Annotated in this window: 18 protein-coding genes and 2 pseudogenes; 9 read left to right on the forward strand and 11 right to left on the reverse strand. The window is 70.8% G+C overall.

The window, feature by feature from the left end; all coding sequences use genetic code 11:
• Window positions 1-97: 97 nt before the first annotated feature.
• Window positions 98-501, reverse strand: a pseudogene (locus tag LE548_RS00660) (virginiamycin B lyase); the annotation flags it as partial.
• A 64-nt stretch (window positions 502-565) separates the two neighbouring features.
• Complete coding sequence (locus LE548_RS00665; protein WP_225094586.1) at window positions 566-1,573, reverse strand: LacI family DNA-binding transcriptional regulator; 1,008 nt, start codon at window positions 1,571-1,573, stop codon at window positions 566-568.
• 110 nt (window positions 1,574-1,683) lie between these two features.
• Between LE548_RS00665 and LE548_RS00670 the strand changes: the two genes are divergently transcribed.
• The 4 genes from LE548_RS00670 to LE548_RS45290 are packed head-to-tail and all read left to right on the forward strand — an operon-like array spanning window position 1,684 to window position 3,751.
• Window positions 1,684-2,838, forward strand: coding sequence for a Gfo/Idh/MocA family protein (locus tag LE548_RS00670; protein ID WP_225094587.1), 1,155 nt, complete (start codon window positions 1,684-1,686; stop codon window positions 2,836-2,838).
• Window positions 2,835-3,029 carry a Gfo/Idh/MocA family oxidoreductase gene (locus LE548_RS00675; protein WP_225094588.1) on the forward strand — a complete coding sequence of 65 codons (195 nt, stop codon included), beginning with the start codon at window positions 2,835-2,837 and terminating at the stop codon, window positions 3,027-3,029. The genes LE548_RS00670 and LE548_RS00675 overlap by 4 nt, the downstream gene beginning before the upstream one ends.
• Window positions 3,030-3,070: 41 nt before the next feature.
• Entirely contained in the window at window positions 3,071-3,619 is a 549-nt protein-coding gene (locus LE548_RS00680; protein ID WP_374116011.1) for a Gfo/Idh/MocA family oxidoreductase, read from the forward strand.
• 6 nt (window positions 3,620-3,625) lie between these two features.
• Window positions 3,626-3,751 (forward strand): hypothetical protein, encoded by a 126-nt coding sequence (locus tag LE548_RS45290; protein ID WP_263635551.1) that lies wholly within the window; start codon window positions 3,626-3,628, stop codon window positions 3,749-3,751.
• Between the two features lie 46 nt (window positions 3,752-3,797).
• Here the strand turns inward: LE548_RS45290 and LE548_RS00685 are convergent, their stop codons facing one another.
• A complete protein-coding gene (locus tag LE548_RS00685; RefSeq protein ID WP_225094589.1) occupies window positions 3,798-4,397 on the reverse strand; it encodes an ABATE domain-containing protein in 600 nt (199 codons plus the stop codon).
• Window positions 4,398-4,871: 474 nt separating this feature from the next.
• On the opposite strand from LE548_RS00685, the gene LE548_RS00690 reads away from it, so the two are divergent.
• The 3 genes from LE548_RS00690 to LE548_RS00700 all read left to right on the forward strand — a co-directional run bounded on the left by LE548_RS00690 (window position 4,872) and on the right by LE548_RS00700 (window position 6,827).
• Entirely contained in the window at window positions 4,872-5,066 is a 195-nt protein-coding gene (locus LE548_RS00690) for a hypothetical protein (RefSeq protein ID WP_225094590.1), read from the forward strand.
• Between the two features lie 81 nt (window positions 5,067-5,147).
• Window positions 5,148-5,927, forward strand: a complete 780-nt coding sequence (locus LE548_RS00695; protein ID WP_225094591.1) for a VOC family protein — start codon at window positions 5,148-5,150, stop codon at window positions 5,925-5,927.
• A gap of 267 nt (window positions 5,928-6,194) precedes the next feature.
• Complete coding sequence (locus tag LE548_RS00700) at window positions 6,195-6,827, forward strand: bifunctional 2-polyprenyl-6-hydroxyphenol methylase/3-demethylubiquinol 3-O-methyltransferase UbiG (RefSeq protein WP_225094592.1); 633 nt, start codon at window positions 6,195-6,197, stop codon at window positions 6,825-6,827.
• A gap of 341 nt (window positions 6,828-7,168) precedes the next feature.
• Here the strand turns inward: LE548_RS00700 and LE548_RS00705 are convergent, their stop codons facing one another.
• On the reverse strand, window positions 7,169-7,684 hold the full coding sequence (locus tag LE548_RS00705; protein ID WP_225094593.1) for a GNAT family N-acetyltransferase: 516 nt from the start codon (window positions 7,682-7,684) through the stop codon (window positions 7,169-7,171).
• A gap of 194 nt (window positions 7,685-7,878) precedes the next feature.
• Between LE548_RS00705 and LE548_RS00710 the strand changes: the two genes are divergently transcribed.
• On the forward strand, window positions 7,879-8,229 hold the full coding sequence (locus LE548_RS00710) for a DUF1330 domain-containing protein (RefSeq protein WP_225094594.1): 351 nt from the start codon (window positions 7,879-7,881) through the stop codon (window positions 8,227-8,229).
• Between the two features lie 23 nt (window positions 8,230-8,252).
• Here LE548_RS00710 and LE548_RS00715 read toward each other — a convergent pair whose 3' ends face one another.
• The 5 genes from LE548_RS00715 to LE548_RS00735 form a co-directional block, all read right to left on the reverse strand.
• Entirely contained in the window at window positions 8,253-8,522 is a 270-nt protein-coding gene (locus tag LE548_RS00715; protein WP_225094595.1) for a hypothetical protein, read from the reverse strand.
• Window positions 8,519-9,097 carry a hypothetical protein gene (locus LE548_RS00720; protein ID WP_225094596.1) on the reverse strand — a complete coding sequence of 193 codons (579 nt, stop codon included), beginning with the start codon at window positions 9,095-9,097 and terminating at the stop codon, window positions 8,519-8,521. The genes LE548_RS00715 and LE548_RS00720 overlap by 4 nt, the downstream gene beginning before the upstream one ends.
• Before the next feature lie 19 nt (window positions 9,098-9,116).
• Window positions 9,117-9,278, reverse strand: coding sequence for a hypothetical protein (locus LE548_RS00725; RefSeq protein ID WP_225094597.1), 162 nt, complete (start codon window positions 9,276-9,278; stop codon window positions 9,117-9,119).
• The gene (locus LE548_RS00730; RefSeq protein ID WP_225094598.1) at window positions 9,275-9,640 is read right to left on the reverse strand and encodes a hypothetical protein; all 366 of its coding nucleotides are present in this window, start codon (window positions 9,638-9,640) and stop codon (window positions 9,275-9,277) included. Before LE548_RS00730 ends, LE548_RS00725 begins: the two co-directional genes overlap by 4 nt.
• Before the next feature lie 339 nt (window positions 9,641-9,979).
• The gene (locus LE548_RS00735) at window positions 9,980-10,585 is read right to left on the reverse strand and encodes a TetR/AcrR family transcriptional regulator (protein ID WP_225094599.1); all 606 of its coding nucleotides are present in this window, start codon (window positions 10,583-10,585) and stop codon (window positions 9,980-9,982) included.
• Window positions 10,586-10,766: 181 nt separating this feature from the next.
• Between LE548_RS00735 and LE548_RS00740 the strand changes: the two genes are divergently transcribed.
• Window positions 10,767-11,486 carry an SDR family NAD(P)-dependent oxidoreductase gene (locus LE548_RS00740; protein ID WP_225094600.1) on the forward strand — a complete coding sequence of 240 codons (720 nt, stop codon included), beginning with the start codon at window positions 10,767-10,769 and terminating at the stop codon, window positions 11,484-11,486.
• A 54-nt stretch (window positions 11,487-11,540) separates the two neighbouring features.
• Here LE548_RS00740 and LE548_RS00745 read toward each other — a convergent pair whose 3' ends face one another.
• Both LE548_RS00745 and LE548_RS00750 read right to left on the reverse strand, forming a co-directional pair.
• Entirely contained in the window at window positions 11,541-11,705 is a 165-nt protein-coding gene (locus tag LE548_RS00745; protein WP_225094978.1) for a hypothetical protein, read from the reverse strand.
• A gap of 367 nt (window positions 11,706-12,072) precedes the next feature.
• Window positions 12,073-12,414 (reverse strand): annotated as a pseudogene (locus LE548_RS00750) (amino acid permease); the annotation flags it as partial.
• Window positions 12,415-12,593 lie beyond the last annotated feature (179 nt).

The raw sequence follows: 12,593 nt of genomic DNA on the forward strand, positions 1-12,593 counted from the left end.
GCGGTCCCGCGATCACCGGGACACGCGTCGCCGGGCGAGCCTAACCCGGCACCATGCGAGGCGAGTTGGAGGAAGCGGTCAAGGACACGTCAATTAATCATGAGCGCACCCGCGCGCCCCCTCCCGTCTCCAGGGCCGCCCGGAGGGACCGTCGGGCCCCAGGGCGATGCCGTGCGATTCGGAGGAGGGTGACGGCAGGTCGTACTCGGTGAACCAGCAGTCCCCGGTGCCGGCCGCGACGACGGCATGGGGCCTGGCCGTGGGGTCGGGAAGCGGCAACCCGGTGATCCCGCCGTCCGTCGCGATCCTGCCGATCCGGCCTGCCCTGGTCGCGACGCACCACGACGCCTCGCCGTCGGTGGTGATGCGGCCGGTCGCGTTCGCCTGGTTGAGGGCGAACCACAGGGCTTCGTCGGGGCCGGCCGTGATGCCGTAGCGCCCCGCCTCCTTTCCCGCCACGGAGATCTCCTGGATGCGCCCACCAGCCGTCATCCGGTGAACGTACGATCGCGGACCCGCGGCCCGCTGATCATTTCCCGGCCGCCGCGGACCGCTGTCCGGCGCGTCAGGCTTCGGCGCGCGGCGGGGCGGTCGTGCCGCGCACGTCCAGGCGGGGAGTGGCGAGGTCGACCTCGGCCGGACGGTCCGGTTCGTCGATCCGGTCGAGCAGCCGCTGCGCGGCGCGCCGGCCCACGTCATGGCTGGCGTTGTCCACGGTGGTCAGCCACAGATGGCGCAGGCGCGAGAGGTAGGTGTTGTCGTAGCCGACCAGGGAGAGGTCCAGCGGGACCCGCAGGCCGCTCTCCTCGGCGGCGGAGAGCGCGCCGACGCAGGTCATGTCGTTCACCGCGAAGACGGCGGTCGGGCGTCGCGGGCGGTTCAGGAGCCGGACGGCGGCCCGGTATCCGCCCTCCTCGGTGAGGTCGCCCTGCTCCACCACCGTCGTGTCCGCCAGGCCGTGCGCGCGCATGGTGGCCTCGAAGCTGCGTCGGCGCAGCTCGCCGACCGCGCCCTGGCCTGCGATGTGGGCGATGTGCCGGTGACCGAGGCCGATGAGGTGCTCGGTCGCCAGGCGGGCGCCGTGCTCGTCGTCGTTGGCGACGATGTCCACGCCGGGCAGCACCGGTTCGCGGGTGCCCGCGACGACCGTGGGGACATGACCGGCCGCGGTGCGCAACGCCTGGGGGTCCTGCAGCGTGCCGACGGCGATCAGGCCGTCGACGCGCAGCTCGGTGAAGGTGCGGGTGAGGTCCTCGCCGAGGCGCCGGTTGAGGTGGCCGTCGGCCAGCAGTACGTGCAGGCCGCTGTCGTACAGCCGGGCGTTCAGGCCGTCGAGCAGTTCCACGAACCAGGGATTGCGCAGGTCGTTGAGCAGCACCCCCACCGTGCGGGTGCGCCGCTCGCTCAGGCTGCGCGCGGCCGCGTTGGGCCGGTAGCCGAGCTCTTCGACCGCCGCCAGGACGGCCTCGCGCTTCTCGGGCCGTACGCCCTCCGAGCCGCGCAGCACTAGCGAGACCAGGGACTTGGACACGCCGGCCCGTTCGGCCACGTCACGGATGGTGGGAGAGCTCACTACTGGACCGTTCCACAACGCGCCTCCCCCTGTAAAGACCCTTGACTTCCCGGTGAACCGAGGCCCATCGTGGGCGGGCCAGCTCTGGAACGGTCCAAAGAAGGGCTCTCATGGTGAACACTCTCGGCGTCGCCGTCGTGGGATTCGGCTGGATGGGGCGGGTGCACACCCAGGCGTACGCCCGCCTGCCCCACCACTTCCCCCAGCTGTCCCTGCGGCCGGACCTGGTCGCCGTCGCCGACGAGGTACCCGGCCGGGCGGAGGAGGCGGCCGGGCTCTACGGCTTCGCCACCGCGACCCGGGACTGGCGCGAGGTGGCCGCCGATCCCCGGGTCCAGGCGGTCAGCATCACCGCTCCCAACTTCCTGCACCGCGAGATCGGCGTCGCGATGGCCGAGGCGGGCAAGCACATCTGGATCGAGAAGCCGGTCGGCCTCACGGCCGAGGATGCCCGGGCGGTGGCCGACGCGGTGGCAAAGGCCGGCGTCCAGGGCACGGTCGGCTTCAACTACCGCAACGCACCCGCCGTCGAGCTGGCCCGCGACCTGATCGCCGCCGGGGAGATCGGCACGGTCACCCACGTCCGCATCCGCCTCTTCAGCGACTACGCCGCCCACCCCCAGGGCGCTCTGACCTGGCGCTACGAGCGCGAGCGCGGCGGCAGCGGCGTACTGGGCGACCTCGCCTCGCACGGCGTCGACCTCGCCCGCCATCTGCTCGGCGAGATCACCTCGCTCACTGCCGACACCGCCGTCTTCGTCCCCGAGCGCGCCCGACCGACCGGCGCCACCGCCGGGCACAGCCTGGCCACCGGCGGCGAGCTCGGCCCCGTGGAGAACGAGGACTACGTCAACTGTCTGCTGCGCTTCGCCTCCGGCGCCCGGGGCGTCCTGGAGGCGTGCCGGGTCTCGGTCGGCGAGCAGAACAACTACGGCTTCGAGGTGCACGGCACCAAGGGCGCCGTCTTCTGGGACTTCCGGCGGATGAACGAGCTGGCGGTCAGCCGGGGCACGACGTACCAGGACCAGCCGGTGAGCACGGTGTACGTCGGCCCGGGCGCGGGCGAATACGCCGCGTTCCAGCCGGGGGCGGCCACCAGCATGGGCTACGACGATCTGAAGGTGATCGAGGCGTACCGCTTCCTGCGCTCCATCACGGAGGGCACCCCGGTGGGCGCCACCCTGAGCGACGCCGTGGCCAGTGCGACGGCGCTGGACGCGATGGGGCGCTCGGCCGAGCAGGGGACTTGGGTGAGTCTGGCGTGAGCACCGTACGCATCGGGGTCGTCGGCGCGGGCGTCATGGGCGCCGACCATGTGAACACACTGCACCGCTGTGTGTCCGGCGCCGAGGTCGTGAGTGTCGCCGACGTGGACGAGGAGCGAGCCGCCGCCGTCGGCACGGTCGGCGCCCGTCCGACCGGCGACGCCGATTCGACCCCGCCTACAGGGACCTGAAGGCGGCCATCGCCTCGGGAACGTACGGTGCGCCGCTGCTGCTGCACTGTGTCAGCCGGGGCGTCACCTCCGCGCCCGGCTGCACCGACGAGTTCAGCGTCACCGGATCGGCCATCCACGAGTTCGACACCGTGCCCTGGCTGCTGGACTCCCCCGTCACCGAGGTCAGCTGGCACGCACCCCGCGCCACCTCGGCCGTGACCGGTCTGCGTGATCCGCAGGTGATGCTGCTGCGCACCGCCGACGGCGCCCTGACGACCGTCGAGACGTTCCTCAACGCCGGTTACGCCTACGACGTCCGCTGCGAGATCGTCGCCGAGCACGGCGCCGTGGCCCTGGCCCACCCGGCACGCCTGGTACGCGACGCGGACCGTACCCGTGCCACGGCCCACCCCGCCGACTGGCGGCCGCGTTTCGCCGACGCCTACCGTCTGGAGCTCCAGGCCTGGACGGACGCCGTCGCACAGGGCGGCCCCTCCCCGCTGGCCACCGCGCACGACGGTCTGGTCGCCACCGCGGTGGCCGAGGCCGTCATCCGGTCCATGAAGGACGGCGGCAGAACCGTCCCCGTCGCGGTCCCGGAGGTCTGAACGCCGATGCCCGTCTTCCCCGACGACCCGACGCCCGCCTTCCCCGGCTCCCTCCCCACCCCTCGCACCCCCGACCCGCGGGCGATGGACGACATTCGCGCCTTGTGCGGCCTCACCTACCCTGTGCAGTGACCCCGAGGCACCCCCGCTCAGAGATCCCGTGTCCGCCGGGCAGCCGTCATTCCGTCGTGGTCCGGGTACGGCGGGCATAGGCGCGGGCGGCGCGGGCGCGGTCGCCGCAGCGGGTGGAGCACCAGTGGCGGCGGCCGTGGCGGAGTAGATAGCGGTTGCAGGGGGCGGAACCACAGGCGGTGAGGCGGTCGGCGTCGGGTCCGGTGAGCAGGTCGGCGGCGTCGGCGGCGAGGGTCGCGAGGGCGTGGTCGACGATCTCGGTGGTGGGGTGGGGGGTGGCGCGGTAGGGGCCGGTCTTGTCGTCCCACCGCAGCAGCGGGGCCGTGGGGACGCGGGTCATCGCGTCGTTGACGGCCGTGACGGCGGCGGGGAGTGCGGGGAGCCCCGCGTCATGAGCCGCGAACAGCGACCTGATCTGTTCGCGCAGCGCACGCAGCTGTGTCGCGCACATGTCCCGCATGCCCGCGTCGACCGGGGCGAGCCCGCGTTCGGTCAGCCAGTGGTTCGCCAGTGCAGGAGTCCTGAGAAGATCGACCATGTGCCCACCGGGCAGCGCGATGGCGCTGTTGGCGAGGGCGAGGGAGAGGTGCTCCCCCTCGCCCTGTGCGGGCGGCAGGCCGGCTTCTTCCGTCACGGATTCCTTCATGCCGTTCATGGTACGGCGCCTACCTCACGGTATGGAGAGCGCTATCCGTGAGGCACCTGACGCGGTCACTCCCCCGCGGCGCGCCGGCCGGCAGGCTCCGCAATGCAGTCCCCGAGACGTTCCGCTGGAGGCGCCCGGTCCACGGGCGCCGACGCGCTTCTGCTCGGAGTTGCTGGGCTGCTGGGCTGGGAGATCGCCAACGACTCGACCACGGCGCGGAATTCGTCGGGCCGTGTGGCATGCACCAGGTGTCCGGCACCGACGGCGACCCGTCGCATCAGCTCAACGCAATGGGCACCGGGCCGGCTGCTGCCGCCTTGGCCACGAAGGCCGGGCACGATCGCGTGCCGGCTGCGCCGGAACCATGCTGCCCCTCGGCTGACGGACGTCGTGGAGGGCATTCGTTCGGCAAAGCCCCCTCCCCTGCCTGACCAGCTCCCGTAACCCGCGCGATCAATGTCCGTTACGCCCGGTATGGAAGAAATCCTCGATCCCGCATTCAGTCTGCACGAACCACGCGAGCCGCGCCTTCCCCTGCTCACTCTCTCGGAGGCACACGAGCTGCTCGACGTCCTCCAGCACTTCGGTGCGATCGACCACGACTGGGGAGCACAGGCCCGGCACTTCGCCGCGGAACTCGCCGCCCGCGTCCCCTCCTTCGAGGCGTAGGCCGATCCGGCTGCCGGGTGGCGGATTCCAGCCCGTGGCACGAGGGTGTCTGATGGGGGACCTGACCAGGAAGAGCGAGAGATGCCCGAAGTCACCACCACGTACGCGACCGGTACCCCGTGCTGGGTCGATCTGATGGCGAAGGACCAGCCCGCCGCGCTGGACTTCTACCGCGATCTGCTGGGCTGGCAGGGCCGGCCGGGCCCGCCCGAGTTCGGCGGGTACGCGGTCTGTGAGCTCCGCGGCAAGTCCGTGGCCGGCATCGGCCCGACGATGGCACCCGAGGGAGCGCCGGAGCCGCCGACCGTCTGGACCAGCTACCTGTCCACCACCGACGCCCAGGCCACCCAGGACGCGATCACCGCCGCGGGCGGCACCCTGCTCGCTCCGGTGATGGACGTCGGCACGCTCGGCCGGATGCTGATCGCCGCCGACCCGCAGGGCGCGGTGTTCGGTGTCTGGCAGCCCGGTGAGTTCTTCGGCGCACAGGTGGTCAACGAGCCTGGTGCGCTGACCTGGAACGAACTGCACACCAGCGACGTGTCCGCCGCCACCGCCTTCTACGGTCAGGTGTTCGGCGTGGAGATCGAGCCGATGGAGGGTGCGGACTCGTACTGGGTGCTGCGTGTCGCCGGCCGGTCGGTCGGCGGCGTCACGCTGCTCGCCAACGACCCGGCGGGCACCCCGGCGCACTGGCTGACCTACTTCGCGGTCGACGACGTGGACTCCACCACGGACGCCCTGGTCAAGCGCAACGGCACGGTCCTCGTCCCGCCGTTCGACATGCCGGCCGGCCGGATGACGGTGGTCAGCGACCCGCAGGGCGCCCCGTTCGCGATGATCCAGCCTGCGTCGCAGTGAGCCGTAAGGCGCAAGGCGTAAGGCGTAAGGCGTGGGTGACGCCCCGCGCTCGTGGTTGTGGGTGGCGCACGAATGACGTGTGTCCGCAGAGGCCGTGTGCGCTTGACTTCGTGTGGCCATGGAGCAGGCCCGCTGTCGGAACCACGTCCGCGACGGTGACAACGGCGCGTGTCGTAGTCCAATCCCGCCAGCGTGACGCAGTTCAGTGCCTGGGTCTTGGTGGTGGAACCGCCGGGTTGTGCGCGTCCGCTGTGGCAGGGTCAGAGCATGTCCCTTGATCACAACGACCACTATCACCGTCTGCTGTTGCGCCACATGCCGCAGAATTGCGGTGCGGCCCTGGACGTCGGCTGTGGGACCGGCCGGTTCGCTCGTCGGCTCGCTCACCTGGGCATAGAGGTCGATGCGATCGACCCGTCGGAGGAGGCCATCACGGAGGCCCGCGCGCTGTCGGGGCGGATAGCGGGTGACCGGAGCCCACGCTTCGAGCACGCGAACGTCACCGAAGTCGAACTGCCCAAGGATCACTACGACTTCATCTCGTGCCTCGCCAGCATCCATCACATGCCGTTCGACACCGTCGCCGCACTGCGTGACGCACTCGCGCCCGGCGGCGTCCTCGTGATCTTGGGCTGCTATCCGGAGAAGACCCTGCTCGACTGGGCTTGGAGCCTGGCGGCCGTGCCCGTCAACGCTGTCGCCAGGCTGACCGTCGCTTTGAAGGACAGGCTTCGCCCTGCCGCCGCTGCGACCGGTCGAGAGCAGGTGAAAGCGCCAGTGAGACAGTCGGCAATGCCCCTGATCCAGATCCGCCGGGAGGCCGCGGTCCTGCTGCCTGGATGCAGCATCCGCAGGCTCCTCTTCTGGCGCTATCTGCTCGTCTTCCGTAACAACGGCTGACGGGACCGGCGCCCGCGCCCGCCTCAACTGCAGGTCCCGATCACTGTGGTTCGCGGTGCTGGGAGGCGGCTGACTCGGCTTGTTCCGGCGGCGGCCTCGCGGAGCCGGACGGTCTCCTCGTGCTGTGCGGCGAGCCGGGCCAGGGCCGGGGCCTGGGCCTGGGTGCGGGAGTCCGTGAGCTCGATGATCGGGTCAGCCGTCCCCTGAGCTTGGTGTTCTTTGCCTTGAGTCAGGTGATCCGGGCCTCCCGAGGGTCGGGTCCCTCCGCAGGAACCGGTCCGGCGCAGGCACCAGCTACCTCGGCGGCGCGTCCTGCTCCAGCGGGTCCGAGGGCGCGAGCCTCAGTGGACGTTCAGCAGCCACCTTCTCTCTCCGTCGTGCCATTGACCAGTGGGGGCGAGGCCGACGGCGGTGGCGACAGCGGCGGATGCCTGGTGATCGGGGTGGATGTGGGCGACGACCGTTCGCACGCCTCGTTCTGTCAGCCATGTGACCAGGGCCCCGGCCGCTTCAGTGGCAAATCCCCGCCGCTGCCAGGGAGTTCCCACGACCCAGGCGATCTCCGCCACCTGTCCATGGGCACCCACGGTGACCGTCGCCTGGACCGTGCCGGTCAGGCACGCCGAGTCGCGGAGCCGGATCACCCAGTTGCACCAGGTGACGGCGGGATCGGGTGAGCCCGCGACCAGGCGTTCGTAGCGGGTGCGGAGCGATTGCGCGGTGTCCGGGGCCCCTCCGATGAATGTATGCAGGTCGGGGTCGGACAGTGCCGCGGCCATCTCTTCGGCGTGTCCGACGGACAAGGGCAGCAGCTCCAGCCGTCCCGTGCGGATGGGCTCGGGAACGATACCGGTCAACGCTGCCTCCCGCGCTGGGCGTTCGATGGGTAGGGGCGAACTCGGCCCGTCGGCACACCGTAGCCGCACCGGCCGCGCATCGTGACGCCGCGGGGCCATTACCTCGGAGGGAATGGCCGTGTATGGACGTCCATGGCTACGTTCGGATCGGCCTCCCCACCGGGAAGGCGGACGATTCAGTGAAGGAAGTCACCGTGCCTGCTTATGGTTTCGCGCATCTGCGCAGCCGTCGTCAGCACCCCGAGATTCTGGAGTACCTGGAGCGGATCCAGGCCACCCTCGATCCCTTCCAGGGACGCTTCGTCATCCACGGCCCGCCGACCGAGGTGGTGGAGGGAAACTGGCCGGGCAGCATGGTGCTGATCGAATTCCCGGACCTGGCCAAGGCCCGCGCGTGGTACGCCTCCCCCGAGTACCAGCGGCTCCTCAGGCTGCGGACGGACCACATCGAGGGGGACGTACTCCTGATCGAGGGCGTCGGACCGGCGTACGACCCGCGGGAGCGGGCGGAGAAACTCCGGGCGCAGGCGGAGACGGACGTCTAGCCGGTGACTTCGCACATGGGGTTTCAGGTCTCCAGCCAGCGGGGGTGCGTTTCGTCGATGCCCAGGAGTTCGAGCAGGTGTGCTTGGACTCCTCGGTTGATGAGGACGGCGGGCGGGCTGGTGGTGGTGCCGGGCCGGATCATCAGGCCGGCCTGGTGGTGGAAGATCATGCGGCCGGTGGGGCGGACGGCCCGGTCGTCCGGGTAGAGGCCGCGCATGGTCTGCTCGGGGCCCAGCGCCTGGCGGCCTTGGCGTTCGATCAGGCAGAACACCAGCAGGGCCAGACAGATCACGGTGATGAGAGCGGCGATGCGCCGGTTGTGCTGGAGGAAGACCGGTGCGACCGCGAGTGGGCCTTTGAAGTCGTGGCAGCGGCGTTCGACCACGGCCTGGCCCTTGTAGCGCAGCAGTACTTCCTCGGCGGTGGCCTGCTCGGGCTGAGGTTGGTCAGCAGCGCGTACCAGCCGTCCGTGGCCTCCTGGGCGTCGAGGGCGTCCTGGTCGAAGTGCCAGTCCAGGACGGGCCGACCGGCCTCGTCGGCGGTGATCGTGGTTCGCAGGCAGTCGGTGACGCGGCGGGTGCGGGCGATCACACCGATACGGGCGGTGATCTTCTCGGCGGTCGGGTAGGAGTGGCTGCCGGCGCCGCGTTGGACCTTGTTCAGGTCTTCGGTGGCGCGGGCCAGGCGATTGGCGCGGGCGGCCTGCCGGCCGCGGGCGTTGCTGGTGGAGTGGACCAGGATCCGGCGCAGGGTGTGCACGGGGTCGCTCTTGCGGCGGCCAGTGAGGGTGTGGGTGTCCTCCAGCACGCGGTGGACCTCGCGCTGACCGGCCGGTTTGTCCGTGTCGCGGTCGGGGGCGTAGTCCACGACCGTTCGTTGTCGAGGTTCAAGGCGGTGTAGACGTTGTCGGGAATCTGGCGGCCGGGGCGGGGGCGATGAAGGCGACCTTCGCGTCCAGCAGTGCGGTGATGTTCGGGTGGGACACCAGCTTGGAGTCGGCGACCAGCAGGAAGTCCTTGCGGTCGGCCATCATGCGCAGGGCGTTCATCGCGCCGACGACCTGGGCGACCTCGCCCGCGCCGCCGTCGTAGACGCGGTGGAAGACCGGGATCCCGCCGTCGCCGGTGACCGCGAGTCCGGCTCCTGGATCTGCTTCGGATCCACCCGCCGGTCCTTCGGGTGACCGTACTTGACCTGCGGGAACTGCCCGTCCTGGTCCTCGTAGGCGCCGAAGAGGGACATCGAGGTCATGTCCCAGTGGATCCGGGACACGTCGATGCCGAACTCGGCGATGGCCTGCGCGCCGACCGTGCCCACGAGCTGGTCCAGGTGCGGCGCGATCGCGTCCAGCGCGCGGGCGAGCCGGTCATCGCCCAGCAGACCGGGCTCGACGCCGAAGACGTCCCCCACCGCCCATCCCCGCGCCCAGTCGCCCACCCGCACCAGCGGCGCCGGGGGGACAATCGGTTGGCGCCCAGCACCTCGATCACCTGGCCGTGGGTGAGGTGCGCGGCCTCGCGGACCGGGCACAGCTCCTCGACGATCTCGGCCACGTCCAGTCGGCGGAGAAACTCGGCAGAGGCAGGCAGAGCGCCCAGACGCCTCTCCGCCACGGGCCTCGACTCCACGGCGAAGCGCGGACGGTGGACCCGTGAGCGACGTGAACGAGATATCGGCACGACCGGCTCAACGACCGGCACCCCATCGAGGTACCGGTCGCATCGTCGTTTCCTCCGAGCTCGTCATGAGCTAGCCGCGTACCGCAGCCAAGCCCCGGTCGTACAGGTCAAGGATGTCGCCCTGCCCGTTGTCTTCAAGCCACGTCGCAGTGGCGGCATCGAAGCAGGCGAACGCTGTCGCGACGATGGCACGGGCCTGCCCCCGGTCCGTCCCCGAGGGCGTCATTCTGGCTTCGAGCAGTGGCATCAGCGCCTCCTGGCAGCGCACCCGCTTGCCGAGGTAAGCGGCGCGCAGCGAGTCGGTGTGGTGCACCAGGCGGAAACGCTCCAGCGCCTCCTCGGGAGTTGCATGGAGGGAGAGCGCGGCCTTGAACGCGGCTCGCAACGCCTCCCAGACGCCGACATCGACGGGTTGGTCACGGACGGTTTCCGTCAGAAGGGCGACGAACCGCTCCTCGCTGCCGGCGACGAGGTCTTCCTTGGTGCCGAAGTAACGGAAAAGGGTGCGCTGGGAGACGCCGGCCTCGCGGGCGATCTGCGCGATGGTCGTCTCGTCGTATCCCTGTTGCATGAACAGGCGCAACGCGGTCTGGAGGATCTCTTGGGCAGCCAGCTGGCGCGTCCGATCCCACAGCGTGGACGTAGTCGCCCCTTTGTCTTGCGTTCCCGGCGTCATCCTCCCAGTTTAGCGCAGCATGCCAATCTGGCACTCACATAGAGTTTGGCAGTCGCTGCCAACCAGTCGTACGCTGTCACGGAAGCGGCCGGGCGCCTGCACGGCGCTTCGCCTCCCAGCTCTCTTCCGCCTACGGCGACAGGACTGGAGGCGCCCCGCGCAATCAGCAAGGAGAACAACCGTGGCAACGAAGACAGCACTCATCACCGGCGGAACCAGCGGGATCGGCAAGGCCACCGCAGAACTGCTCCACTCGCGCGGCTACCGCGTCATGGTCACCGGCCTCGGCGACACCGCCAAGGCCGGCCTTCCCGCAGACGTCGTCGCCGTCGAGGCCGACATCAGCTCCCTGACCGACATCGACCGAGCCCTGGGCCAGGCGCGCGAGCACCTGGGCTCCCTCGACCTGCTCCACCTCAACGCGGGCCTGCCTCGTCCCGGCCTGACGATCGAGTCCACCGACGAGGCCGCCTTCGACACCTTGTTCAACATCAACGTCAAGGGCAACTTCTTCGCACTGCAGAAGGCGCTCCCCCTGCTGAACGAGGGCGCTTGCGTGGTGTTCACCGTCGGCGCCGCCGAGGGACTCGGCGTCGCCATGACCGCCGCCAAGGGAGCCCTTCTGCCTCTCGTGCGCTCCGCGGCCATCGAACTCGCCCCCCGCCGCATCCGCGTCAACGCGGTGAGCCCCGGCATGGTCGACACTCCCGCGTACACGAAGATGGGTGTCTCCTCGGACATGATCGCCTCCTGGGGTGAAAGCGTCCCCCTCGGCCGCATCGCAGCCCCCGCCGAGATCGCCGAAGCCGTCGCCTTCCTCGCATCCGACGGTGCCGGATACATCACGGGCGACAACCTGCTCGTCTCCGGCGGCATCGGCGTCCACACCCGCCCCATGTAGGTGATCGCAGCGGCCGCAAGCCGATCAGCACCTTCGTGAGCTCCCGCCGGATCTTCAGACCAGGCCTGCCGTCCCGCGCACCGGCTGGGCGGCGGGCGCCGCGGGTGCGATACGGGGGCCGGGAACCGTGGTCGCCCCCGCGGCGGCGCACGGGTCGAGGTGGGCATTCGTGTCCAGCTCGAACCGGCCGGAGGGGTTCACGTGGGTCCAGAAACTCAACGACCGGCACCTCACCGAGGTACGGCCGCATCGTCAGTTCATCCGAACTCGTCATGTGCGAAGGACCGGTCCAGCGGACGTGGACGCTGTGGTCGTCCAGCCGGTGGGCCCGTGCCCATCCGGTACGCCCGACAGCAGCCGCAGGGTGACCGCCTGGGCCTCGGTGAAGCCGCCGCACTCGGCCACGTCGGACTGCACGACGTCGAAACGTTGCTCGGTGGTCGGGATGTGGGCGGGCTGCCCGAGCAGCGCCTCGCCCCAGCCGACGGCGCCCTCGAAGGCGGAAGTGGACCGTGCCGGCGGCCAGGCCGAGCACGAGCACGCTGGTGGCGACGACGGCGATGCAGAGCACGCCCATGACGGCGACCGCCAGTGCGGCGGCCCGGGGCAGGTCCTGCGCCGGGCGGTGGAAGTCGGCGGCCAGGTGGGTGATGGCCTCCCAGCCCGCGAAGCTCCACATCGGCAGCTCCGCGGCCGAACCGACCGCGGACCAGCCGCGCGGCGCGAACGGATGCGGGTTCCGCAGACGGGTACGGGGCGGCGCGGCGAGCACGGTGGCCGACAACAGGGCGACCAGCAGGACGGCGAGGGCGAGTTGCAGCCGGTCCGAGACGCTCACCCCGATGCTGTTGGCCACCACGACGACGATCAGCAGCAGTGCCGCCGGGGCACCGGCGGGAACGGCGAAGTGGAAACACCAGCCGGCCACCCCCGCCGTCCGGGTACCACGGCGCCCAGCGCAGTGAACGTGGCCGCGAGCGGCGCCGACAGCGGGACCTGCCCGAGCCGGGCCGGCAGCTCGGGCGGCGCGGGCAGGGCGATCACACCGGTGCCGAGGACCGCGCTGATGTTCAGTGCGGCCCGTGCCGGACGGTCAGTGTCCCCGCG

The organism is Streptomyces sp. CoH27 (assembly GCF_020181035.1).
Taxonomy (GTDB): Bacteria; Actinomycetota; Actinomycetes; order Streptomycetales; family Streptomycetaceae; genus Streptomyces; species Streptomyces camelliae.